General features: G+C 52.7%; 26 protein-coding genes and 1 riboswitch. Of the genes, 2 read left to right on the top strand and 24 right to left on the bottom strand.

Annotated features, from left to right (window positions below):
• Positions 1-175 precede the first annotated feature (175 nt).
• From Q0824_RS13625 to Q0824_RS13585, 9 genes are all read right to left on the bottom strand, one after another.
• On the bottom strand, positions 176-589 hold the full coding sequence (locus Q0824_RS13625; protein ID WP_298451654.1) for an Imm26 family immunity protein: 414 nt from the start codon (positions 587-589) through the stop codon (positions 176-178).
• Between the two features lie 116 nt (positions 590-705).
• Entirely contained in the window at positions 706-1,044 is a 339-nt protein-coding gene (locus Q0824_RS13620) for a hypothetical protein (protein ID WP_298451651.1), read from the bottom strand.
• Positions 1,045-1,129: 85 nt separating this feature from the next.
• The gene (locus Q0824_RS13615; protein WP_298451648.1) at positions 1,130-1,531 is read right to left on the bottom strand and encodes a GFA family protein; all 402 of its coding nucleotides are present in this window, start codon (positions 1,529-1,531) and stop codon (positions 1,130-1,132) included.
• Positions 1,532-1,660: 129 nt separating this feature from the next.
• Positions 1,661-1,957: a hypothetical protein gene (locus Q0824_RS13610; RefSeq protein ID WP_298451646.1), complete on the bottom strand. Its 297-nt coding sequence runs from the start codon at positions 1,955-1,957 to the stop codon at positions 1,661-1,663.
• Between the two features lie 190 nt (positions 1,958-2,147).
• A complete protein-coding gene (locus Q0824_RS13605; protein WP_298451644.1) occupies positions 2,148-2,765 on the bottom strand; it encodes a hypothetical protein in 618 nt (205 codons plus the stop codon).
• Positions 2,766-2,795: 30 nt separating this feature from the next.
• Positions 2,796-3,155: a Rap1a/Tai family immunity protein gene (locus tag Q0824_RS13600; RefSeq protein WP_298451642.1), complete on the bottom strand. Its 360-nt coding sequence runs from the start codon at positions 3,153-3,155 to the stop codon at positions 2,796-2,798.
• Between the two features lie 47 nt (positions 3,156-3,202).
• The gene (locus tag Q0824_RS13595; protein WP_298451639.1) at positions 3,203-3,646 is read right to left on the bottom strand and encodes a hypothetical protein; all 444 of its coding nucleotides are present in this window, start codon (positions 3,644-3,646) and stop codon (positions 3,203-3,205) included.
• A 97-nt stretch (positions 3,647-3,743) separates the two neighbouring features.
• Entirely contained in the window at positions 3,744-4,154 is a 411-nt protein-coding gene (locus Q0824_RS13590) for a hypothetical protein (protein ID WP_298451636.1), read from the bottom strand.
• A gap of 506 nt (positions 4,155-4,660) precedes the next feature.
• Complete coding sequence (locus Q0824_RS13585) at positions 4,661-5,071, bottom strand: hypothetical protein (protein WP_298451636.1); 411 nt, start codon at positions 5,069-5,071, stop codon at positions 4,661-4,663.
• Between the two features lie 227 nt (positions 5,072-5,298).
• On the opposite strand from Q0824_RS13585, the gene Q0824_RS13580 reads away from it, so the two are divergent.
• A complete protein-coding gene (locus Q0824_RS13580) occupies positions 5,299-6,258 on the top strand; it encodes an integron integrase (RefSeq protein WP_298451632.1) in 960 nt (319 codons plus the stop codon).
• A gap of 24 nt (positions 6,259-6,282) precedes the next feature.
• Here Q0824_RS13580 and Q0824_RS13575 read toward each other — a convergent pair whose 3' ends face one another.
• Together Q0824_RS13575 and Q0824_RS13570 are read right to left on the bottom strand one after the other, a co-directional pair.
• Positions 6,283-7,341 carry a ribonucleotide-diphosphate reductase subunit beta gene (locus Q0824_RS13575; protein WP_298451629.1) on the bottom strand — a complete coding sequence of 353 codons (1,059 nt, stop codon included), beginning with the start codon at positions 7,339-7,341 and terminating at the stop codon, positions 6,283-6,285.
• Between the two features lie 28 nt (positions 7,342-7,369).
• Complete coding sequence (locus Q0824_RS13570) at positions 7,370-10,138, bottom strand: ribonucleoside-diphosphate reductase subunit alpha (RefSeq protein WP_298451626.1); 2,769 nt, start codon at positions 10,136-10,138, stop codon at positions 7,370-7,372.
• A 154-nt stretch (positions 10,139-10,292) separates the two neighbouring features.
• Positions 10,293-10,490: riboswitch (cobalamin riboswitch) on the bottom strand.
• Between the two features lie 81 nt (positions 10,491-10,571).
• Between Q0824_RS13570 and Q0824_RS13565 the strand changes: the two genes are divergently transcribed.
• A complete protein-coding gene (locus Q0824_RS13565) occupies positions 10,572-11,309 on the top strand; it encodes a DUF3047 domain-containing protein (RefSeq protein WP_298451623.1) in 738 nt (245 codons plus the stop codon).
• A 9-nt stretch (positions 11,310-11,318) separates the two neighbouring features.
• Here Q0824_RS13565 and Q0824_RS13560 read toward each other — a convergent pair whose 3' ends face one another.
• The 13 genes from Q0824_RS13560 to Q0824_RS13500 form a co-directional block, all read right to left on the bottom strand.
• Positions 11,319-12,152 carry a transporter substrate-binding domain-containing protein gene (locus Q0824_RS13560; protein ID WP_298451620.1) on the bottom strand — a complete coding sequence of 278 codons (834 nt, stop codon included), beginning with the start codon at positions 12,150-12,152 and terminating at the stop codon, positions 11,319-11,321.
• A 92-nt stretch (positions 12,153-12,244) separates the two neighbouring features.
• A complete protein-coding gene (nhaB, locus tag Q0824_RS13555) occupies positions 12,245-13,750 on the bottom strand; it encodes a sodium/proton antiporter NhaB (protein ID WP_298451618.1) in 1,506 nt (501 codons plus the stop codon).
• A 105-nt stretch (positions 13,751-13,855) separates the two neighbouring features.
• Positions 13,856-14,866, bottom strand: a complete 1,011-nt coding sequence (locus Q0824_RS13550; protein WP_298451615.1) for a GTP-binding protein — start codon at positions 14,864-14,866, stop codon at positions 13,856-13,858.
• A 47-nt stretch (positions 14,867-14,913) separates the two neighbouring features.
• Positions 14,914-15,891: a biotin-dependent carboxyltransferase family protein gene (locus Q0824_RS13545; protein WP_298451612.1), complete on the bottom strand. Its 978-nt coding sequence runs from the start codon at positions 15,889-15,891 to the stop codon at positions 14,914-14,916.
• Positions 15,888-16,598: a 5-oxoprolinase subunit PxpB gene (gene pxpB, locus Q0824_RS13540; protein ID WP_298451698.1), complete on the bottom strand. Its 711-nt coding sequence runs from the start codon at positions 16,596-16,598 to the stop codon at positions 15,888-15,890. The genes Q0824_RS13545 and pxpB overlap by 4 nt, the downstream gene beginning before the upstream one ends.
• Positions 16,598-17,965 carry an amidase gene (locus tag Q0824_RS13535; RefSeq protein WP_298451609.1) on the bottom strand — a complete coding sequence of 456 codons (1,368 nt, stop codon included), beginning with the start codon at positions 17,963-17,965 and terminating at the stop codon, positions 16,598-16,600. Before Q0824_RS13535 ends, pxpB begins: the two co-directional genes overlap by 1 nt.
• A 110-nt stretch (positions 17,966-18,075) precedes the next feature.
• A complete protein-coding gene (locus Q0824_RS13530) occupies positions 18,076-18,441 on the bottom strand; it encodes a hypothetical protein (RefSeq protein ID WP_298451606.1) in 366 nt (121 codons plus the stop codon).
• A gap of 52 nt (positions 18,442-18,493) precedes the next feature.
• Positions 18,494-18,838, bottom strand: coding sequence for a hypothetical protein (locus Q0824_RS13525; RefSeq protein ID WP_298451603.1), 345 nt, complete (start codon positions 18,836-18,838; stop codon positions 18,494-18,496).
• 52 nt (positions 18,839-18,890) lie between these two features.
• Positions 18,891-19,493, bottom strand: coding sequence for a hypothetical protein (locus tag Q0824_RS13520; RefSeq protein ID WP_298451600.1), 603 nt, complete (start codon positions 19,491-19,493; stop codon positions 18,891-18,893).
• Positions 19,494-19,497: 4 nt separating this feature from the next.
• Positions 19,498-19,806: a hypothetical protein gene (locus tag Q0824_RS13515; RefSeq protein WP_200205266.1), complete on the bottom strand. Its 309-nt coding sequence runs from the start codon at positions 19,804-19,806 to the stop codon at positions 19,498-19,500.
• 46 nt (positions 19,807-19,852) lie between these two features.
• Positions 19,853-21,031 (bottom strand): hypothetical protein, encoded by a 1,179-nt coding sequence (locus Q0824_RS13510; RefSeq protein ID WP_298451595.1) that lies wholly within the window; start codon positions 21,029-21,031, stop codon positions 19,853-19,855.
• 52 nt (positions 21,032-21,083) lie between these two features.
• The gene (locus Q0824_RS13505; protein WP_298451590.1) at positions 21,084-21,509 is read right to left on the bottom strand and encodes a hypothetical protein; all 426 of its coding nucleotides are present in this window, start codon (positions 21,507-21,509) and stop codon (positions 21,084-21,086) included.
• Positions 21,510-21,511: 2 nt separating this feature from the next.
• Positions 21,512-21,985 carry a hypothetical protein gene (locus Q0824_RS13500; protein WP_298451587.1) on the bottom strand — a complete coding sequence of 158 codons (474 nt, stop codon included), beginning with the start codon at positions 21,983-21,985 and terminating at the stop codon, positions 21,512-21,514.
• Positions 21,986-22,175 lie beyond the last annotated feature (190 nt).

Here is a 22,175-nt window from a genome sequence, read left to right as displayed (position 1 = left end):
ATTCCGACGACTCCTTGTCTGTTTGCTCAATGCTACCAAAAACGACCTGTTTTGGGGTTTTTCTACAGCCTCAACGCCTGGCTAATAGGTTGGTAATACTTGGCGGTTTTTGTGCGTCTTTTTGCACAAAAGGTGACAAGTGTTGCCAATCCTGATTGAGCCACTTGTTAGCATTTTATTTGAATAGATTATTGAGCACATCTATAAGCTCACTCGGTTTTCGCATTACCTGCTTTTCGAGACCAATTACTTGTTCTTTTGTTGCTGGACTCATTTCACCTCTGTAGTAAATACTGTATTTATTGGGGTTAATGATATCTTGTATATATTCCGGTGGTGCCCAAGAGTCTTCTTCTTTTTCGAATAGAATATTACCCACTACAGGCCACTCTTTGTTTGCTATTGATGTATCAAAAACCCCAGAGTAAAAGACTTTGTCTAGACCTTCCAGTTTTTCAATTTCAACTTCGGAGACAGAGACAATATTAAGGACTCCGATTGAAGCATCATTCAAAAGCTGACCGTAAGTAAACTTACTCTGGTCGAGTTGTATTTTGACAATGTCTCCTAATCTATACCTCTGGCGCACAGACTATGTTCTCCCTAAGATGCTAACGCCGAAGCACAGCGGCGACCTTGGAGTGGCGACGAAGGAGCCACGTAAAGGGCGTCCGGCGGCCATCGGCCGCGAACTGCTGCGCCTTGTTATGCATGCTGAGCCACCTTGCGAGACGCCACGATAAAAACTGCCACTGGCAACCACACTAAAACAGCCAGCAATGCCGCTTTAAAGCTGTAGGGCGCAAAAATTAGCCCATAGATCGCCCACGTTGGTAGGTTAAGCCATGCCGATACAATGCCAGATACCCAAAACCCCTGGCAGTGAAAGCCAACGACCATTGCATCGGTAACGTAGCAACCAGCAGATTCAGCCGCCATTGGACCATGCCCGATGAATACTGCGATCATGATATCTGCCACCACCGCCAAACCGATAAGTGTCAGAGCTCCACCTGATAACTTTTTAGCAATTGACCAGTTCATAATCCTGCATAACGCTTGGCTTTGCGGCGTACCGGAGCGCAGCGTAGGTGCGTCCGCCAACAGCCACTGGTTATGTGATGGTAGCTCAATCTGGCAGTCCCTCGAACTCTGGCACTTCCCCATACTCCGCATCCCAGTCCGGCTTGCTGGACGAAAAGATGTGCGCTGTTGGCGCCATAGATATCTCAGTGTCCAAGCACCCTGCGGGAACAACGAGCAAACCTGCAGTCTGAGTGCTCGGCAATGCTGAGCCACACAACTTACAAAAACTTTTGTTATGACGAGTACCTGGAAGCGTAAAGGACGTCACAGTATCTGCACCCGACCGCCAAACCAATTTAGCTGACTGTGAGAATAGATTTGCCGCATGAGCCGAACCCGTATCTTTTTGGCACTGCTGACAATGACACAGGTAAAAGCTATCGAAGTCTCCCTTTACCTCAAAACTCACGGTGCCGCACAGGCAAGAGCCGGAATAGTCAGTCATCAGGATCCCCTCCTGGGCCTGTGGATGAAATACACATAACGCAAAGCTAAGCGGCGCCCTGACAAGGGCGTCCGGTGGACGGCCGACAGGCCGGGAACAGACTTAAGCGACTTGTTATGTGGGAGGGCTTCACGACGCACCAAAGTTCTCCCACGGCGCGAGAAGCACAGCAACGGTGAACGGCACCGCTACACCTGCCACGCAAACCAAAACTGCCTCCACGAGTGAGGCGCTATCACCATTGCCAATATCCGTTCGAGGGAACTTCCCAATGCTCAAAACTCGACAAATAGGCCAACCAAAATACCAAGCCAAGTTCACTATGAGATATTCCCAGGCCGCTACAATTAGCCAAACCATCGATCTTGCAGCTAAACCCATTAATCTCATTAGCCAGCCAAGTAGGCCTGCGCCTATATCTTCCATGTTCGGCTTCCCTTACACATAACGCTGAGCGCACCGGCGCCCTTGACGGAGCGAAGCGTAGACAAGGGCGTCCGAGTGCCGTGTATTGTTAAATCACCGAGGTTTAGGTGGCCTAGGTGGCTCACCTTTTACATCTCTGGGCGGCGGCGGTGGAGGCGGCGCAGGCCTGCTTGTTGACATAATTGAACTCTCAGATTGCGGTCAATGAGTTGTAATAGGGATAGAATGCAACACAGATGAGCATAAAGGAAATAATGAGCGCAGTGACGCAACGGTGCAGATAAAATGCTTTCCGGTCATTATTGCTCGTATTGTGGGTCGCATAGATTTTAAACGTTTCCATCAGATAATCGTCGAACGCTTCTTTGGCCCAGGCCCTCGCTTTGTGTGGGCTTACCTTCTGATAGTCCGCAAGTATTTGCCCATAGTAAGCTTCAACATCTGAGGCTGTAGGCAGCATTTTATATGTGTAGCCGTACCATGAAACGATGAAAAAGCCGACAGCCAATACCAGCGCCAAAAGAGCCCCAAGGTAAACTGTCCAGAAAAAGGCATCGACTGTGACGCTTTTCTTGATCAAAACCTCATTGAATAAGAAAACCGCTAGAGTAAAGACGATAGCGAAAATCGAGAACGGAAGCTTGAGCCGATTTTCGACTTTGTCGCGTACTTCCAACTCGTGGAAGTAGAGCCTTTCATAAAATTTGCGTCGATCTTCTTGGTTCATAGTCTTTAGATTTAACGCTGAGCACAGCGGCGACCTTGGAGTGGCGACGAAGGAGCCACGTAAAGGGCGTCCGGCGGCCATCGGCCGCGTACTGCTGCGGTTTGTTATGCATTAGTCGCACGAATATGCCGAAACGTATGCACTCATAACCAATAAAGTCCCACTTCTATGTAGGATTTTGGGATTGTTTTTCAAATACTGAACTACTACCCGTACCGCTTGTCCGTTAGACATCTGTTCTGGGAAGCACATCTTTAAATCCTTATTACCAACACTCATAATCGACATGGTGTCACGAACTGCCGCTACGGTTCCCATACAGAACCCTGCATCAAAAGATGATCCTAATTGTCCACCATCTAAAGCACGCTGTGTTTCAACGCACCGCTGAAGCAGTTCATTTCCATCAGCCCATGAATGAGAGGGCAAGGCGATAATAAAAAGTGCTAAAAGAAAAGATTTACGACTCACCAAAATCTTACTCCTGTATGCATAACGCTGAGTTTAGTGGCGGCTCGTCAGAGCCGTCCATTACAACGATTTGTTAGCCCAATCATCTCCAGGGCAAGCTCAATGGCGGCAGATAGTCCTCGTGCCAAAAAGGGAAATGTCATCGATACAAAATGACTGATGACGGCTCCTTCATAGTCGGACGGAGTTCCCGGTATCAAGCTTGGCATTGGCTTTTGCCCGACAGTCACCAATATCTGGTTTTGAAAACCAAAGTGGCCAGACAAACTGCCAACCAAAAGCAGTCCCGCAGGGATCGTGTAAAAAAGCGCCCATCGAAGCTGCCAGTCTTCCTCGTTAAACAAGTGCAACAACGCTAAGAAAAGCGTAATGAGAAGCACAAAAATGCTCGAGAAGAGCAATATATAGTTTGTTCCCCAATAGTTGATAATTTGAACAGCATCAAAAACTATCGCGAGAAGCATCAGGAAAGCGTAAACAATCAATCTCATATATGAAGCCATATTGGACTAACGCGAAGCTAAGCGGTGCCCTGACAAGGGCATCCGGTGGACGGCCCTCGGGCCGGGAACGTACTTAAGCGATTGGTTAGCAAGCCCATTGGATTGCACCATAGACTACTACACCCGCGCCAAAGATAAATTGGCAGAAGATCAGCACGCGAAAAGCAGTGCTGTATCGGACAATTTTCCCGTGGCGACCCGAATCATTTGCGAACAGTCTGCTGTGTTCAGGGAACTCTTTTTCTAGTTCCTTGAGGCCCGGGATAGTGAGGCGTAATAGGTGCTGACTTCTCAAGTCTACTAGCCAGAAAACCAGCGCTAGAATGATGATAAAAGAGCCAAGCAATACGAGAAGGACAGGATTGAACTGTCTGTCGATAGCGGTAAAAACACCACCATCTGCGAATATCGAGAGAAGCACAAAGAAGTTGAAGCCTTTTAGTCTCTGCTCCGCGTTAAATTTGAAGTGATCCCAAAGGTACTGCCACTCGTCCATGTGATTTCCTTACTTGCTAACGCTTTTGTTTAGCGGCGACTACGGAGCGCAGCGTAGTAGGCGTCCGGTGCAGGGCCGCTAGGCCCGGAACGCACTACAACAACTGGTTATATTTTGCTTCGGTTGGCTCGATAGATCACATACCCCCAAAAGACAAAACTACCGGAAAGTATTGCCCCAGCAAACAACATTACAAGTGCTACACCCAGAGCCTCTCCCGGGCCACCATCTTCGCTAAACCAGCCAGCCTGATAAATCACGAAACTAACTATGGGACTGAGGCCTAACAAGCTTGAAAGCGCGCCCACAAAATAGCCCAAGTACTTATTTAGCCTAAAGAAAAGCAGAGATGTCCCGAGAACGCCAAGGCCCAGTAATACCAAGACACCGATTATTATGGATAGATACACGCAATCTTCCCTGAAATATAACGCGAAGCTAAGCGGTGCCCTGACAAGGGCATCCGGTGGACGGCCCTCGGGCCGGGAACGTACTTAAGCGATTGGTTAGCAAGCCCATTGGATTGCACCATAGACTACTACACCCGCGCCAAAGATAAATTGGCAGAAGATCAGCACGCGAAAAGCAGTGCTGTATCGGACAATTTTCCCGTGGCGACCCGAATCATTTGCGAACAGTCTGCTGTGTTCAGGGAACTCTTTTTCTAGTTCCTTGAGGCCCGGGATAGTGAGGCGTAATAGGTGCTGACTTCTCAAGTCTACTAGCCAGAAAACCAGCGCTAGAATGATGATAAAAGAGCCAAGCAATACGAGAAGGACAGGATTGAACTGTCTGTCGATAGCGGTAAAAACACCACCATCTGCGAATATCGAGAGAAGCACAAAGAAGTTGAAGCCTTTTAGTCTCTGCTCCGCGTTAAATTTGAAGTGATCCCAAAGGTACTGCCACTCGTCCATGTGATTTCCTTACTTGCTAACAGCAATTGGATCGATGTCTCAGTGATTGCGAAAATTTGACCGCTTCGTTATTACGGATTTTTCGAACTCCTGCTCATCAATCAAAAACACGTAAAACAAAAGCTTAGCTCAGTTCTTAGAAGCCTACTACGTAATCATTTGACTTCTGTGATCTGCGCCACCAATAATACTGTCTAAATATACAGCACTTTGGCAGGGAGCCTAAAATGCAAGGAAAGCAGCCTCGTTTACGCGACCAGGTTCGCGCGGTTATTCGCGTCAATCACTACAGCATTCGTACCGAGAAAACCTATTGGTACTGGATTCGCTACTTCATTCGTTTCCACCAAATGAAACACCCACGAGATATTGGCCCACCAGAGGTCAACGAGTTTTTGACCTGGCTTGCAGTGCATCGCAATGTTACTGCAGCCACGCAGGCACAGGCGCTGAACTCTCTGGTGTTTTTGTACGACAAGGTATTAGGTACTCCACTCGGCGAGATTGGAGATGTAGTCCGGGCAAAGAAGCCTCGTAAGTTGCCCGTGGTGCTCACGCACGATGAAGCGATGCGCATCATCAACCATCTCAGTGAACCCAATAAACTAATAGCATCCCTCATGTACGGCTCTGGTTTGCGGGTAACCGAGGCCTGTCGCCTACGCATCAAGGATCTGGATTTTCAGCAGCAGGTAATCACCGTGCGCGACGGAAAAGGCGCCAAAGATAGAACCACCTTATTACCTGCCACGCTGACTGAGCCGCTTCAGAACCATGTTGAGAGCATCCGAAAAGCTTGGCAGCAGCGCAGTGAGGACTTTCTGCACCCGGTCAGCATGCCCTTCGCGCTCGCTCGCAAGTATCCCGGAGCAAGCCGTTCGTTAGCGTGGCAATGGCTTTTTTCCTCACCTACTTTGTGTACAGACAATCTAGGCAATGTATCCCGACACCATCGCCATATTTCATCCGTACAACGCTCTGTGCGCGGTGCGGCAAAGGCTGTTGGCATCCATAAACCTGCCAGTTGTCATACCTTCCGCCACACCTTCGCCACGGAACTCCTAAAGCGAGGCAACGATATCCGCACAGTACAAGATCTACTCGGCCACGCAGACCTGCGAACCACCCAAATCTATACCCATGTTCTTGGGCAAGGTTTTGCGGGGGTTCGCAGTCCGTTGGGATGAATGCAGCTCAGCGTTTGTGAGCACTCACCACTCCAACTGAGCCCCTGTCTGGTATTCAATCACCCGCGTTTCAAAGAAGTTCTTCTCCTTCCGCATGGTGGCCTGCTCATCCAGCCAGGGCGATACATTTTTCGCCCCCGGGAAGGGCTCTTCCAGCCCTACGGTACGGGCTCTGCGGTTGGCCACAAAGCGGAACTGCTCGGTGTGGTATTCCGCGGAGTAGCCAAGGATGGGGTCCCGCAGGATGTAGTTGGCGTAGTCGCGTTCGGCGGCTTCGGATTCGTCCCACATCTCACGCACGGCTTTGGGGTCGAAGCTGATGTTTTCTTCTTCCAGTATCTGGTTGACCACTTTCAGGCCGAAGGCGAAGTGCATGGCTTCGTCCCGCAGGATGTACTGGAACTGTTCGCCGGTTCCGCGCATCAAGCCACGGCGTTGCAGCGCAAAGATGGGGCTGAAGCCGTTGTAGAACCAGCAACCTTCAAACACTGCGGCGAAGAACAGGTACGACATTATGAATTCTTGCAGGTCGTCTTTGTTCCGCAGGTTCAGGTCGGAGCGCATGGCTGCGTCTAGCCGGCGGTTGGCCATCTGGATTTTGGCGTTTATCTGCGGCACAACGCGGTAGCGGTTGTAGATTTCGCTCTGGTCCAGGTTGAGGGTTTCAATGCAGTGCTGGTAGGTCCAGGTGTGCAGAGCTTCTTCGTATACCTGGCGCGCCTGGTAGATTTGCAGTTCCGGCGCGGTCATTTTTTCCATCACCGCCAGGCCGATGTTGCGCATGGCCAGTATGTCGGAGGTGGTCAGGTAGGCCACCACGTTTTCGAACACGTGCTTTTCTGCCGGGTTCAGGCGGTGGTGGTAGTCGTGAACGTCTTGCGACATGTTCACGTCTAGCGGCGTCCAGTGGTTTTTGTTGGCGTTCATGAAGAACTCCCAAGCCCAGGGGTACTTGAAGGGGGCCAACTGGTTTACGTCCGTTTCGCCGTTGATTACGCGCTTGTCGTCTACGTTCACCGGGGCCACGCTGCTGTCTGCAGCGGGCGGGGTTTTTGGTTTGGTTTCGTCGTCCCAATTCAGCATGGTTGTGCCTCTCAATTAAAGTAAGTGGTTACTGACATGCTTCGCAGTCGGGTTCATCAATGCTGCATACTTGTGGTTGCGGTGCGGCCACGGGGGCATCCTGCTGGTTCACGCCGGTGGCACCTAGCGAACGCAGGTAGTAAGTGGTTTTCAAACCACGTTCCCACGCCAACTGGTACAGCTCGTCCAGTTTCTTACCGCTGGGTTCGGCCATGTACAGGTTCAAACTCTGGGCCTGATCCAGCCATTTCTGGCGGCGGGAAGCGGCTTCTACCAGCCAACGGGCGTCTATCTCAAACGCGGTGGCGTAGCGGGATTTCAGTTCGGTGGGTATGCGTTCGATTTGCTGCACGCTGCCGTCGAAATATTTGAGGTCGTTCACCATCACGTTGTCCCACAAGCCGACCGCCTTGAGGTCGCGCACCAGTGAGGGGTTCACCACGGTGAACTCGCCGGATAGGTTCGATTTCACAAACAGGTTTTGGTACGCCGGCTCGATGGATTGCGACACACCCACGATATTGGAGATGGTGGCGGTGGGCGCTATGGCCATCACGTTGCTGTTTCGCATGCCGTAATGGGCAATCAGCTCGCGCACGGGAGCCCAGTCCAAACGGCTTTCAGTGTTCACGCTCAGGTCGCCTTCAAGGCGCGCAGCTTTCAGCAGTTCGATGGAATCGATGGGCAGAATACCTTGGCTCCACAGGGAACCTTCGTAGCTTTCATAAGCGCCCCGTTCTGCCGCCAGCTGCGCCGAGGCACGGATAGCGAAGTAGCTCAGTTGTTCCATGGCAACGTCGGCAAACTCTACCGCCTTCGGGCTGGTGTACGGCAGGCCCAGTGCGTAAAGCGCATCCTGAAAGCCCATCAGGCCGAGGCCCACCGGGCGGTGTTGCAGATTGGAGTTGCGCGCCTGAGGTACAGCGTAGAAGTTGATGTCGATAACGTTATCGAGCATGCGCACGGCGGTGTTTACGGTGCGTTCCAGGCGCTGAACATCCAGCTCGCCATTGGCGATGTGGGCGGCCAGGTTCACCGAGCCCAGGTTGCACACGGCGATTTCGTCGGCGCTGGTGTTCAGGGTGATTTCAGTGCACAGGTTGGAGCTGTGGACCACGCCCTTGTGCTGCTGCGGCGAGCGCAGGTTGCAGGGGTCTTTGAAGGTGATCCACGGGTGGCCGGTTTCAAACAGTACCGTCAGCATTTTGCGCCACAGCTGTTTGGCCGGGATGGTTTTGAACAGCTCGATTTTGCCTTCCGCAGCGAGGGCTTCGTAGTGCTCGTAACGCTCACGGAATTCGTTGCCGTACAGGTCGTGCAAATCCGGCACGTCGCTGGGGCTGAACAGAGTCCAGTCGCGGTCTTGGCGCATGCGTTCAATCAGCAAGTCCGGCACCCAGTTGGCGGTGTTCATGTCGTGGGTACGGCGGCGCTCGTCACCGGTGTTTTTACGCAGTTCCAGAAACTCTTCGATGTCCAGGTGCCAGCTTTCCAGGTAGGCACATACGGCGCCTTTGCGCTTGCCGCCCTGGTTAACGGCGACGGCGGTGTCGTTCACAACTTTCAGGAACGGCACTACGCCCTGGCTTTGGCCATTGGTGCCCTTTATGCGGGAACCCAGTGCGCGCACGGGTGTCCAGTCGTTGCCTAAACCGCCAGCCCATTTCGAGAGCATGGCGTTGTCGCGAATGGCGCCGTAGATGTCTTCCAGATCATCGCCCACGGTGGTGAGGTAGCAGGACGACAACTGGGAGTGGCGGGTGCCGCTGTTGAACAACGTGGGCGTGGAAGCCATATAGTCGAACGACGACAACAAGTTATAAAACTCGAGGGCGCGGCTGTTGGGGTCGTCTTCACGCAGTGCCAAACCCATGGCGACGCGCATGAAGAATACCTGTGGCAGCTCCAGACGATCTTCTTTCCAGTGCAGGAAGTAACGGTCGTACAGGGTTTGCAGGCCGAGGAAGCCAAACTGTTGGTCTTGCTCGGGTTTGATCGCCGCACCCAGCCGTTCGAGATCAAACGCAGCCATGGCTTCATCCAGCAGTTCGTAGCGAATACCGGCGTGGATAAAGGCGCTCAGGGCCTGTGGGTAAACGTCAGCGAGGCTAAGGCTCGTATCGAGGTTCAGTGCGATCACGCTTTCAAGGCGCAGTTGTTCCAGCAGCAAGCGGGCGGTGACGGCGCTGTAGTCTGGCTCCCGCTCAATACGGCCGCGAGCGGTCATAATCAGGGCGCTCAGCACTTCCGCTTCATCGATGCCGTTGTAGAGGTTGCGAATGGCTTCGTCCACCAGGGATTCGGCTTCTATGCCTTCCAGCCCTAGCGCGGCCTTGTCGACCTGCTGCTTCATCAGGCCGAGATCCAGCGGGGCGGTGCGGCCATCGGCCAATTTTACGGTGAGGGTTGGGTGGGCTTCTACTGGCTCGTGCAGGGCGCGTTCACGGGCGTGTTCTTCGCGGTAGAGTACGTAGGCGCGGGCGACTTTCTGCTCTTCTGCGCGCATCAGGGCCAGTTCTACCTGGTCTTGTATGTCTTCGATGTGTACCCGGCCACCGGCTTTCAGGCGACGGCTGATAGCTTGCACCACTTGCTCGGTTACCCGATGAACAGCGTCGTTAATACGGGCAGAACCTGCGGCTTCATCGCCTTCAACAGCAAGAAAAGCCTTGGTAACGGCTACGCTGATTTTGGATGGGGTAAAGCTGACCAGATTGCCGTTGCGCTTGATGACTTGCAGGGCTTCTGTGGCGGATGGTGATGAGAGCTGGGGCTCGGCCAGAGCGGTCGCAGACATGCGGTTTTCTCCTGAATACGCGTTAATTCCGTAACCTTCGCGTACGCAGGACAAACGTCAGCATCAGCCTTTAATCGCTATACAGCGGCTGAATCATGCCTTGTTTGTTGCTGCTCACCTTGTAGGGCCAAATGCAGGCGCCTGAGTCGCGAAGGTACAGTGTGTATTCCCTGGCTTGTCTTCGGACTCAGGGGCATGAACCTCTAGGCTCTGCCTTGCGTGGCGACTTCCCGGCCTAAGCCAGTGTCTTTATGCCACGCTCGTTCCCCAATACCGCTGCGCGTCAGTTCCGGATTCTCACCGGATTCCCGAATACCATATTTGGTATTCAACCAAGGATGTAGGCACTATATACGGTAAAATTTGGAGAGACAAGGCACCTTTCTCCAATCTGCCGGTCTATCACGAACACTCAGAAAAGTGGGAAGGTTTCATGATTATCTCAATCCGCACTCATACCTGGCTGGTGTTTGCTTTGCTCAGCCTGGCTTCCCTGCCCCTGCTGGCACAGGAGGCTACGCTTCCCCCTTTCTCGAAAATGGAGTCGCTGACCGATGGCTGGGAGCCGCTGGAATTTCCCAATATAGATCAGCATTCGCACTACGAGCTCACCCGTGAGAACGGCGCCCAGGTTGTCAAAGCACAAACCTCAGGCGGAGCATCCGGGCTGATCACGCGGCTGAATATAATGCCTGAAGACTCGCCGATGCTGAGTTGGCGCTGGAAGGTATCGAATGTGTTTGCCAAGGGTGATGCCCGGAAAAAATCCGGTGATGACTACCCTGCCCGGATCTACGTCGCCTTCGAGTTCGAGCCCGAGAAAGCAGGCTTTTTCGAGCGGGCCAAGCGCAAAACAGTGGAAGTGTTGTTTGGTGAGGAACTGCCAGGCAATGCACTGAACTACATCTGGGCAAACACCCTGCCGGAAGGCGAATTCATAGCCAACCCCTATACCGACAAAACCATGATGATTGCCGTTAACTCGGGCAGCGGGAATGCCGGTGAGTGGGTAACCATAGAGCGGGATATTATGGCGGACTATCGCAAAGCCTTCGGGGAAAACCCGCCACCCATTCGGGGCATCGCCATCATGTCGGATTCAGACAATACCGGTGAACAGGCAAGTGCCTGGTACGGCGATATCTCTCTAACAAAGGCGAAACAGGATTAGAAATTCAGGCTAAAGATGCTCTTTAGGGAACCCGGGGATAACAAAGCCAGCCTTGAACGCTCGCACGGGCGGCGTCTCGCCTCGGCTGACCAGTCTGAGGTAGGCATCGTCAAGATCTTCCCGGAGCACTGCTGCGCGGGGATTCGCCAGAGAGTACAACCAAGCCGAGTAGCGTGACCTTACTTCCGAACCACGAATTTTGCTGTCTGATGGGCGAGTCAGCATGTCGCTCACCGTTTCGCGGTAATCCAGCACGTAATCACCGCGCTTGAGTTTTAGCATCTCGAGCGCAGCTCGGCTGTTAGGGGCTTCGGTAAGTCGAATACGACCTGATTTTTCAAGCCATGACAGCAAGCCACCATAGGTGTACCCCCCGATCACAATGACCGTTTTTCCTTCCAGTTGATCAAAGTGGGTCAGTGGTTCTGAATCTTCCAGATGCCAGGCATTCAGCCGTGTTGGATAAACATTTACCCAACTCTCAAGCACCTCGTACTTGAGAGTCGGCACACCGGAAAGGCCGGGAAACAGGTCAACCGCGCCGCTTTTCAGGTACAAATAAACCCGGCTCACAGGCAGGTAAATGAACTCGGGCTCATAACCGGCTTCCTCGACAACCTTTCTGGTTAGATCAACAAAGAAACCTGCCGGTTCGCCCTGTTCATTCCGGTATTCAGCGGGGGGAAATTCCGTGTACGCAATGCGCACTTTTTTCCTGGCAATGTCAGCCAAGACAGGCCCTGAGAGGGTAACTGTCGCCAGCATTGCAACCACCATTACGATTCGGGCTGCCAGGCCCCGGAAGTGTGCCGGGGCTAAATGTCGATTCCAGAGTCTGCGCATAGTAACGATACGTTGGTTGTGCCGACATATTGAAGGTATGCGGACTTTTCAAACTACCTGAGATGAGATTAGCAATGCCCTGTGAAAAGGCATCAAATATGATAAATGACCATATACAGACCAACACCGCCCATCACGACCGTATAGGGGAACGCCATTACGACCATTCGCCCATAGGATAGACGAACCAGGGGTGCAATAGCAGAAGTCAGCAGGAACAGGAAGGCTGCCTGACCATTCGGCGTCGCCACGCTTGGAAGGTTGGTGCCTGTGTTAATGGCAACAGCAAGACTTTGGAAATGCTCATAACTGATACTGCCAGCATCCAGTGCCTGCTTGATTTCACTGATGTACACCGTTGCGACGAATACGTTGTCGCTGATCATCGAAAGCAAGCCATTGGCAATAAAGAACATGCCTGGCTGCTGCCCCTCCGGAAGTGACAGCACGTAGTCGATCACGGGCTTGAACAGATGCTGCTCATGAATCACCGCCACCACCGCAAAGAACACAACCAATAGCGACGTAAACGGAAGCGACTCCTGAAAGGCTTTTCCTATCTGGTGCTCGCTGGTTACACCGGTAAACGAGGTGATCAGTATGATAACGAGCAACCCGATCAGGCCTACTTCCGCCAAGTGAAGGGCCAGGCCCACCACCAGAATCACCGCCGCAGCCGCCTGCACCCAAAGCGCGGCCTCATCTGCCTTGGTGCGTTTGGCACGTTCCTCATCCGCAAACTCTTCCAGCACCCGCCGTACCGGTTTGGGAAGCCGGCCGCCATAACCAAACCAACGCATTTTCTCAAGCACCCAGCAGGTTACCAACCCCGCTATCAGCACGGGCACGCTAACCGGCGCCATGTGCAGGAAAAATCCGATGAAGTCCCAGCCCACTACTTTGGCGATCAACAGGTTCTGGGGCTCACCCACCATAGTTGCAACGCCACCCAGTGCAGTACCAATGGCGCCGTGCATCAACAGGCTGCGCAAAAACGCCCGAAAGTTTTGCAGATCGTTTCGGTGCAGTTCGATGACTTCGTCATCACTGTCGGAATTGTGGTCGCTGCTCTGGTAGCCCTTGCCCGAGGCAACTTTATGATAAACCGAGTAAAAGCCGACGGTAACGCTGATAATAACCGCCGTCACTGTGAGGGCGTCCAGAAACGCTGACAGCACTGCGGCAGACATGCAGAACATGAGTGAGAGCGCGGACTTGGATCGCACCCCAACGAGTATCTGGGTGAATGCGACCAACAGCAGATCCTGCATAAAATAGATGCCTGCCACCATAAACATCAGCAGCAGAATAACCGGGAAATTGGTCAGCACTTCCAGATACACCGCATCCGCCGTGGTAAGGCCGATCAATAATGCTTCTATTGCCAGCAAACCGCCGGGCAATAGCGGGTAACACTTCAACGCCATGGCAAGAGTGAAAATAAACTCTGCAATAAGCAACCAGCCCGCAGAAACCGGCCCTAACAGATACATAACGATCGGGTTAATGATCAAAAACAGCAGAATAATCTGCTTGTACCAGACGGGAGCCTTACCAAGAAAGTTACTGGAAAACGCGGAAAAAACGGTCGTGGGCATTGCGGGGTTCTTTTATGTTAGCGGTCGACAACAGTATATGGCGCCATGCCTTTATCTTCCTTGACATTCCTGCGCCGGTTAATGCGACAAAGATACAGGATAGCCCTATCCTTTAGTACTGGCAGATGTCCGTACTACCAAGGCACTGCGGAGTTCGTGATCCAGATCATTTTGCTTCAGCGCGCGGCTGATAATTTCAACCCGGGATTCATCCGCGGGCTCAGTTTCCAGCAGTGTCAGTGCGCCCTCCACGGCATTGAACATCCACCAGCCTCTGTTGGTATGTACCACCCCCTTGAAACGCTCAAACTCCCCATTACTGGCCAGGCTTTGCAACGCAATCGGATCAAACACCCAATCTTTGTGAACGCGCCAACCCATGCTGGTAAATCCGTCACCTTTGTTGAAATAGGACTGCCAGGGTTCCTCCACCAGTGAGGGTTTTTCTGCCAGGGCTTTTCCATGATGGTGATGATGGTGACTTTCAGGAAAGTGCGCGGGCAGTCGATCGGAATCCCCTGCCAGCCATTCGAGGGGAAGCTGCCCTCCACTGATCTGCCCGATGCGCCGCTTTGCCGGTTGCCAATCGCTGGCCCAAGCGTCGAACCCTGCTAGCTGATCACCCGAGCACAGGTCTGCCTTGCTCGCCACCAACAGATCCGCCACTGCAACCTGGTCGTGGAACTGCCGGCTGGCAAGCACACGCTCGTCTTCCAGCCGGCGCGGATCAACCAGGCAAACAGACGTCGAAAGGTGCACCACATCCTTGTAAAACTCGCCGGTCAGCGTTTCGATCACCTGTGCCGGGTGGCCCAGCCCGGTTGGTTCGATAAACAACCGGTCAGGGCGTGAAAAGCTGATCAAGCTGTTGAGCCCCATCTGCATAGGCAGCCCAGAAACGCAGCACATGCAGCCGCCAGGTACTTCTTTCACCGCCACGCCCTGATTGGACAGGAAGGCCCCGTCGATACCCACTTCTCCAAATTCATTCACCAGTACCGCCCAGCGCTCGCCTTCCGGTTTCTGCTTCAGCAGGTTGAGGATTGCCGTGGTTTTGCCGGCGCCGAGAAAGCCAAGCACCAGGTGCGTGGGAATGAGTGTCGAGTTGTGTGTCATGGGTTGATTCTTTGTCATCGTCTAAATACTGTTTTTAAGCGAACACGTTATAACATAACATTACTGGCACGCCCAGGCTCGAACTGTTTCCTGAACGATCTGTACTCTCGAAGCGCAGCCTCGTGCCCTCTGGCAACCAGCCGCACGGGCAGCTTCGGTAAGCATTGGGCCAGCCGGGAGGCTGACAGCGGCGATAGCGAACCTAATCGGGGGTAACCGCCAATGGTCTGGCGGTCGTTCAGCAGCACGATAGGCTGCCCATCCGGCGGCACCTGCACGCCGCCCAGGTTGATTCCTTCGGAAACCAGGCTACGAATGTTGCAGTGCAGCTTGGGGCCGATCAGGCGAACGCCCATGCGATCGGCGCGATCATCCACCTGCCACCAGGTGTTGAATGCGTCAAACAGGCTGCGGCCGGTAAAATTAGCAATTTGCGCCCCCGGCAGTAGGTCCAGCACAGCAGGTTGGCTGAAATCAGGTCTGGCCTCCTTAGGCGCCTGCATCGAGCCTTGGCCACAATTCTTTCCGCCAGCGTGAACAGATAACTGATCTCCTTCAGCCAGTTTGCAGCCCTTGCCGCTAAACCCACCCAACTCTTCCCGGACGACGCTGGCCACACTCCCCAGAACCGGCTCTGCGACAAAGCCGCCGCATACCGCCAGATACGCGCGTAGCCCGTTGATCGGCGCGACAAATGCCAGAACCTCGCCTTCTTTCCAGCGCACTCGCTGCCACAAAGGAATAGGCTCATTGTTGAGGGTGGCCCCCAGATCGGCGCCGGCAATAGCGATGTCCAGGTCTCTTTCGGCCACTAGCTGCAAGCCGCCGAAGGTTATTTCCAGATTGGCGGTACCCCAAGGGTTGCCGGTGAGGTGATTGGCCCAAGCCCAGGAATACAGATCGGCCGGGCCGCCCTGAGTAACGCCCAGATGGCGCACTCCAAACCTTCCGCTGTCCTGCAATAGCGCCAGAGGGCCGGCGCGCAGCACCTGTATGCTTGGCTGCGGCTTCTCCCGGTGGCTCACGATTCCAGCTCCATAGGTTTGCTGTTCCCACCTTCACGCTCAAAGGTTTCGCGGCTGACGGAAACAAAGCGCACCTGATCGCCAACCCGCAGAAGGCTGAACCCTTCACGCTGCCGATCGAACAACCGGGCACTGGTACGCCCCAGCAAGTTCCAGCCTCCGGGGGTGTCTGTCGGGTAGGCGGCTGTTTGTCGGCCCGCCAGCGCCACACTGCCGGCCGGCACTCGCTTGCGGGGCGTATCAAGCCGTGGGCATTCAAGTCGAGGGTCGATTAATCCTTTGAAAGCAAAGCCCGGTGCAAAACCCAGAGCAAACACCCGATAAGTGCGTTGGCTGTGGACTTCGATCACATCGGTAACCGCCAGGCCGGTGTGGTCCGCCACCCTAGGCAAGTCCGGGCCTACGCTGATGTCGTACCAGGTGGGAAGTTCGTGTACCTGCCCGTCGTGAACGCCGCTATCCGGCTCAAGATCCACCAATACCTGGCACAGCATGGCCCGGGCCTCTGAAGACGATAAAGTAATCGGATCAAACACAACGAGAAGAGTGGTGTAGGAAGGCACCAGATCAATCAGCGCGTCGCCAAAGGCCTGTTCACACCTGTGTGACAATGCAGACAGCCAAGGCAGGTTGCCCTCGTCGATCGTTTCAAACAACCGGACAATCCAGCCGTCCAGCCCGGCGGATTCGAGCACAGGCTTCCGGATCACTGCTTCAGAACCTGTTCCACCGCTTGTGCGACACCCAGTACAGTGCTGTCTGAGCCATGCCGGCCAACCAGCATCAGGCCGCTGGGCAGATCCCCGGCTTGGTGGTTCGGCAGTGTGATAGCACACAAGTCGAGAAGGTTCGCGACCGTGGGGTTGCGAAGTACCAGCAGATTCAGGCGCAGGTATTCCGCGTCACTCTCAAGCTCCGCAAGCAGGGGTGGCTCGATAGCCACGGTGGGTGCAAGAAGCCCGTCATAGGCATTGAGCCATTGGTCTGCCTGCTTTTTCAGAGCCACCCGGCGCTGCAGCAGGTCAAGATAATCCGCAGCACTGATGCCCGCGCCCCGCAGCATGCGCTCCCGCACTCGCGGGTCGTATTCGTCTCCACGTTGCTGCAGCCAGTGCCGGTGAACGTGATAGCTTTCGGCTGCTGCAAGCCCGCCATTCAGCATAAGATCCGGCAACGCATCCAGCACAGGAATCTGTACTTCCACAATCTGAGCACCGCTTTCGCGCAACTTGCGGAGGCTATCGGCAAAGGCAGCGGCAACACCCGGCGATATATCATCCAGCATGTAGTTAACAGGCACCACGAAGCGACGACCGCGCAAATCTACCGAGTTGTTCTTTTGCCTGGATTCGCCGGCCATAACGGCATCCAGGCGCGCGCAGCAACCAACTGTGCGGGCAATGGGACCGATAGAATCCAGGCTTTGCGATAAGGGGAATACGCCATCACGAGGTATGCGTCTTTGCGTGGGTTTAAAGCCTACCAAACCACAAAAAGCCGCAGGTATGCGCACCGACCCGCCGGTATCGCTACCGATGGCTGCAGCGGCCATGCCAAAGGCAACCGCCGCTGCAGCTCCGGAGGATGAGCCACCAGATATGCGGCCCGGTGCCAGAGGGTTGGCGGGAGTACCGTAATGGGGGTTAAGCCCAAGCCCGGAGTAGGCGAACTCGGTCATGTTGGTGTGGCCGGTAATAACCGCTCCAGCCCTACGCAGGCGGGAGACAATCAACGCATCACTTTGCGCTTTCTGGCTCCACCATTTTGAGCCCGAGTGAGTTACCTCACCAGCCACATCGAACAGCACTTTTAGCGCAATGGGTAGCCCGGCAAGTTCCCCCATTGGCACTCTGCCCTGTTGCAGTGTATCAATAGCGGCGGCTTCAGCTCTGGCAGTGCGATCAAAGCGGGCGGTGTACACCTGATTGGCAGGGTCATCGAACTGATCGATATTGCTGAGGCAGCTTTCAAGAAGTTGGCTGGCACTGAATTTGTTCTGCTGCAATGCGGTCAGCAGAGATGACAAGCTTCTATCTTTGAGTTCTAGGGGGGCCTGATCAGTCTGCTGTTTCATGTCGCTCCTTTCACACTCGTCCTTGCAATACTCTAGCTCATCCGGTGCATTTCGGGTAACAGCGCCCTTCATCAGGTCTCACATCAAGTAGGTTGTTAAACAGCTTACATCTACTCAGCTTTTCTTAGTGTCCAGTAAGGATCGACAAAATCCCCATCAGAGTGTTCCAAGTCCTCCTCGTACTCGCTCAAATCTACATAGTCCCCATAACATTCAATTATTTGCGCCAGTAATTTCCTGTTGAGGCCAAAGCAGTAGACAACCTTTGCAGCGAGTTCCGGATCAGGCGATGCGGTATTGAGGTACTCGTGCACCCAATGGCCTGTGGCCTTCCTGATTCCCGGCGATGGAAGCTCATAGGTGTGCCACTGCTTATCACAGAGCACATGCATTTTCTCTATCGTGTCCTGTGTATGCCGGCCGGCGCCTTCGTTTATCAAACGCGTGCACAATGAGCCGAACTCATCAGAATTCATAGAACCAATCTGCGCTCCATTGCGTTCTTATTTTAGCTGCCAATCCGATCTATCATTCTTTTTCATCACGAATAGTAACCACAAGGCCTTCCATGCTGTCCATCGCGTTCGAAAAAGCTGACGCTATATCCGCGATAGCACACCTCAACATCGCGATTGATTCGACACATTTCTGCCGGTCGCCTTCTTTAATAGACACATCAAGATCAGAAAGAATATTGCCAACGCCCTTAGTGCATCCATCGACATTTACTCTCCATCTACTGATGTCGCATTCGTCGATGATTGTTTCGAAATCCTCCTTAATTTCTTCAGAGACATCACCATTGCCAGCCGGGAATTTTTCCGCAGCCAACACAAGCGCCTTCAATATTTCGGAATACAGGTCCTTATTCATAACTATCCGGTCAGCATTTGACTATTGATCTACGTTCCCTCGTACTTCCGCACTAGCTCAACATTTCCCTGAGGCTCCACCTTTCGCGCTCAATCAACACAGCCAGCTCTTCAACTTCCTTCACAGCCAGATCCGGTATGAAGGCCTTCAGTAGCTGGTGATAGTACGCAAAGAGCACTATTCTCGAATAATGACCCTGCTGCTTTTCCTTAACAGTGAGGTCCGGCACCTCTCCCGCTTGCGCTAACAGCTCGGCACCTTCACGCTCTTCTTTGTCAGCCTCTATCTCACCCCGAGCGTTTTCCAGCAGCCAACCCAGGTCATTCGCGTCAAAATTCTTACTGGTGATGATTTCAAGTGCTTTTGTTCGCAGGGAGTCGTCGCTGTGGGAGTCCGCATCGTAGGCCAATAGCGCCAAACCGTCGCATTTGTGCCCCCATGCGTAGCTGTTGCTCTTATATGGAATATCGTAAATAAAGCTGTCCATATAACGCACAAAGTTAGCCCGGGCCGTTAGTACCTGAAGGCAGCACGCCAATTCAATCGCCTTTTCAAGATCCCCGGATCGAGTCAGGTCAAAGCGCTTACGCAAAGAATTGGCGAGGCTTACAACCGTTTTTGGTCCGGCAAGATCAGCCGGGATACTTATGCTCATCTTCTTATTTCACTTCCAACAGCACTTCAACTAACTGACCCGCGCCAAGCGAAACGTCTAAGTGTGTGTTTCCGGTCACTACACCGCCATACCGGAGCACAGCATCGCTTTCGTTTATCAGTGAGAAACTCACCGCCATATTCACCCAGGATACCGAAAGCTGAAATTCGTATACTCCGCCAAAAATAATCAAATTATCTTTGGTAACCTCAAACCGCTCTCCTTCGTTCGGCGCCTCGAGACTTAAAACCACTGTCTCCACGATATCGGCTTTACGGCAGTCAACTTGGGTTATTGTAATGACAACACTCATAAGAACCTCAGCGTCGAGATCAGCCTGCACCCCCTGGTTCAGGCGCTCAATCGGTTTCTAGCGTGCCGTGCCAATAGGCAGCTGTTTCGCTACCTACCTTTAGAATTTGGTCTTTAGCCGCGGAGGCTGGCCAGAATTGCAGCAAGTATCGCTGGCCGGATATTGGCACATCCACATCTTCATCATCTTCGGCGTAATCTCGATCCATTCCGGAAATGCTGCAGCGCACCCGATAACTTCCAGGGGGAAGATCCAGGGTATAGGTTTCTTCGTGAGCCCATGAACACAGGCCTGTTTGGTTTTCCGGTACCTGCATGCTGCACTCGACGGCGTCTTCAAACGTCTCATCCACTGGAGGTTTCGACGAATGCAGGAGCACATCGATCAAGATGGCTCCGGTCTGCGGGCCTGCCACCAGAAAGAGCTTTCCTTTCTGGGCTCCACCACATAGCCCATTAGCCTGACCGCTGAAGGCCCGCTCAACTAACAGGTAGTCGCCTTCGTTTTGTGGAGTGACCTCATCCACATAAAATTGTCCATAGTTGATGCTTAATTGACCGGAGAATAACACCGTCGCATCCGCATGTTGCTTTGCCTCTGACAGAGCCGAGGCTTTCGCTCCCGACTGCTTACGCCCCTTCACCCGGGATTCAGCCAGAGCTTCTCGTAGATGGTGATAGCAATCATCAATAAGGCCTCGCAAGGTATCTGCGAAGTCAGCGGGTAGGGGTTCCCGGGTAACCGGGATCATTTCATGGAAGTAGAGAAAGTTTAACGCCTCCTGCCCGATGACTTCGCATTTATACTTGGGAGTCTCGGTGAAAGCGTAGTCCATAATATTCTGATGGCTCTTAAAATCGCTCTGAAAGATCTCGTACCTGGTCATGGCGGACGTATAAAAATCGTCCTCATCCAACGCCGCAATAATACGGGATGCTTTATCGGGCTCGCTTGTCCGGTAAATGTGAGCCAGCAAAATCAGCCCATGGCCCACTGACCCCCAAAGGTCTCGGCGTCCTTCAACAGACCGTACATCAAAAACAAAGCTTTCGAGAAGCTCACGTGCCTGATCTACTTCACCCAAAGCAAACAGGTAGTTGGCCAGACACACAGCATTATCCAGACACGCTTCACTCGTTAGCGAGAACTTCCTTTCGAGCTTTTTGGCCAGTGTTGCGGGAACTTTGTAGCCAAGGCCTTTATCTTTTGGAAGTGCAAGGCTCATCGTTTCTTACCTCCGATCGGGAGGGTAAAAACAGGTTATTTAACAATTTACTCTAAAGGATCTGCCCTAGCAGTGCCTCTCTCCACTGCTTTAAATTGGCGGCCGTTACAGTCAGCTCATCGTTTTCATCAAATGTAATTCCATTACACGATTCACAAATAAAGGAGATAAACAAAACCGCTGCAGCCAAATCCATTTCGGTGTAATAACAGAGCTCCATCATTAGATCTCGACCTTCAAGCTGACTCTGCTCTACATCCCAGGCTTCAAGGTCATCATCGTCAACTTCGTCAATAGAGAATTCAAAACCTGCATCTTCTCCATTGAGTTTTCCTGGCCAAAATCCATCAACATCTGTTAATGACGAAGCTTTCTTCCACTCTTCCAGCTTTAAGCCTTTTTCCTGCAATCTCAAAACCGCATTATTCAAACCAGGAACCAAATCACTCTTTAAAAAAACCTGCAGTGCATCTGACATGATTATTTTTCCGCATTTAAAACAAAACTGATCCTATTCTTCTCTTCAAGTTCTTCTTTTAAATGCGGATAAAGAACTCGAACATAGTCCTTTCTGGATTCAACCGTACTAAACCAAGGCAAAGCATACTTAATAACATTGATCTCAATATCCTCGAACACTTTATCAATATTATTCAGCGTATCAACTTCCCATAACTCACCCGCCACGAGGGCCTCGCCCAATTCGCCACCTGATGTAATCGGTATATTCATCGGATACCTTTCCATGTATTTGGGATCAAATTCCTCTACAAAGCAGGTAATAATAAACTTCAAATTCTCACCATAACTAAGCTCTGCAGCTATAACCTGATGAACCCCGTCACCAACCACACGAGAAAACACCAACTTCCCATCATGCTTGAAACCGTACTTTTCAATAGCAGGGATAAAATATTCTTTACCTGCTTTTGTTAACTGTGCAATCGTCGTCATTATCGCTTCTTCTGTGTCGGCCCTGCCAATATCTGAACTGTTGGGATATTACTGAACCTAGTGCTTTTTTTTAAACCGGACTTTCAACCGAACTATTATTTATGCTTAACGCATCGTAGTGGTAGCCGTCTGTTAAAAAGCTGGTTTCGTCCGACAGTGCGTGGGTGGCGAGAAGGTCGTCGGCGTTGTA

It is taken from the genome of uncultured Marinobacter sp., from assembly GCF_947488835.1.
Classification (GTDB): domain Bacteria; phylum Pseudomonadota; class Gammaproteobacteria; order Pseudomonadales; family Oleiphilaceae; genus Marinobacter.
The sequence above is the reverse complement of the archived record's forward strand: the minus strand, read 5'-3'. Positions and strand labels throughout refer to the sequence as shown.

Coding starts and splice junctions, on each gene's coding strand:
- Q0824_RS13620 (WP_298451651.1), bottom strand. CDS start 1,044: ATGAACTGGTCAATTGCTAAAAAGTTATCAGGTGGAGCTCTGACACTT.
- Q0824_RS13615 (WP_298451648.1), bottom strand. CDS start 1,531: ATGACTGACTATTCCGGCTCTTGCCTGTGCGGCACCGTGAGTTTTGAG.
- Q0824_RS13610 (WP_298451646.1), bottom strand. CDS start 1,957: ATGGAAGATATAGGCGCAGGCCTACTTGGCTGGCTAATGAGATTAATG.
- Q0824_RS13605 (WP_298451644.1), bottom strand. CDS start 2,765: ATGGCCGCCGGACGCCCTTTACGTGGCTCCTTCGTCGCCACTCCAAGG.
- Q0824_RS13595 (WP_298451639.1), bottom strand. CDS start 3,646: ATGAGATTGATTGTTTACGCTTTCCTGATGCTTCTCGCGATAGTTTTT.
- Q0824_RS13590 (WP_298451636.1), bottom strand. CDS start 4,154: ATGGACGAGTGGCAGTACCTTTGGGATCACTTCAAATTTAACGCGGAG.
- Q0824_RS13585 (WP_298451636.1), bottom strand. CDS start 5,071: ATGGACGAGTGGCAGTACCTTTGGGATCACTTCAAATTTAACGCGGAG.
- Q0824_RS13580 (WP_298451632.1), top strand. CDS start 5,299: ATGCAAGGAAAGCAGCCTCGTTTACGCGACCAGGTTCGCGCGGTTATT.
- Q0824_RS13575 (WP_298451629.1), bottom strand. CDS start 7,341: ATGCTGAATTGGGACGACGAAACCAAACCAAAAACCCCGCCCGCTGCA.
- Q0824_RS13570 (WP_298451626.1), bottom strand. CDS start 10,138: ATGTCTGCGACCGCTCTGGCCGAGCCCCAGCTCTCATCACCATCCGCC.
- Q0824_RS13565 (WP_298451623.1), top strand. CDS start 10,572: ATGATTATCTCAATCCGCACTCATACCTGGCTGGTGTTTGCTTTGCTC.
- Q0824_RS13560 (WP_298451620.1), bottom strand. CDS start 12,152: ATGCGCAGACTCTGGAATCGACATTTAGCCCCGGCACACTTCCGGGGC.
- nhaB (WP_298451618.1), bottom strand. CDS start 13,750: ATGCCCACGACCGTTTTTTCCGCGTTTTCCAGTAACTTTCTTGGTAAG.
- Q0824_RS13550 (WP_298451615.1), bottom strand. CDS start 14,866: ATGACACACAACTCGACACTCATTCCCACGCACCTGGTGCTTGGCTTT.
- Q0824_RS13535 (WP_298451609.1), bottom strand. CDS start 17,965: ATGAAACAGCAGACTGATCAGGCCCCCCTAGAACTCAAAGATAGAAGC.
- Q0824_RS13530 (WP_298451606.1), bottom strand. CDS start 18,441: ATGAATTCTGATGAGTTCGGCTCATTGTGCACGCGTTTGATAAACGAA.
- Q0824_RS13525 (WP_298451603.1), bottom strand. CDS start 18,838: ATGAATAAGGACCTGTATTCCGAAATATTGAAGGCGCTTGTGTTGGCT.
- Q0824_RS13520 (WP_298451600.1), bottom strand. CDS start 19,493: ATGAGCATAAGTATCCCGGCTGATCTTGCCGGACCAAAAACGGTTGTA.
- Q0824_RS13515 (WP_200205266.1), bottom strand. CDS start 19,806: ATGAGTGTTGTCATTACAATAACCCAAGTTGACTGCCGTAAAGCCGAT.
- Q0824_RS13510 (WP_298451595.1), bottom strand. CDS start 21,031: ATGAGCCTTGCACTTCCAAAAGATAAAGGCCTTGGCTACAAAGTTCCC.
- Q0824_RS13505 (WP_298451590.1), bottom strand. CDS start 21,509: ATGTCAGATGCACTGCAGGTTTTTTTAAAGAGTGATTTGGTTCCTGGT.
- Q0824_RS13500 (WP_298451587.1), bottom strand. CDS start 21,985: ATGACGACGATTGCACAGTTAACAAAAGCAGGTAAAGAATATTTTATC.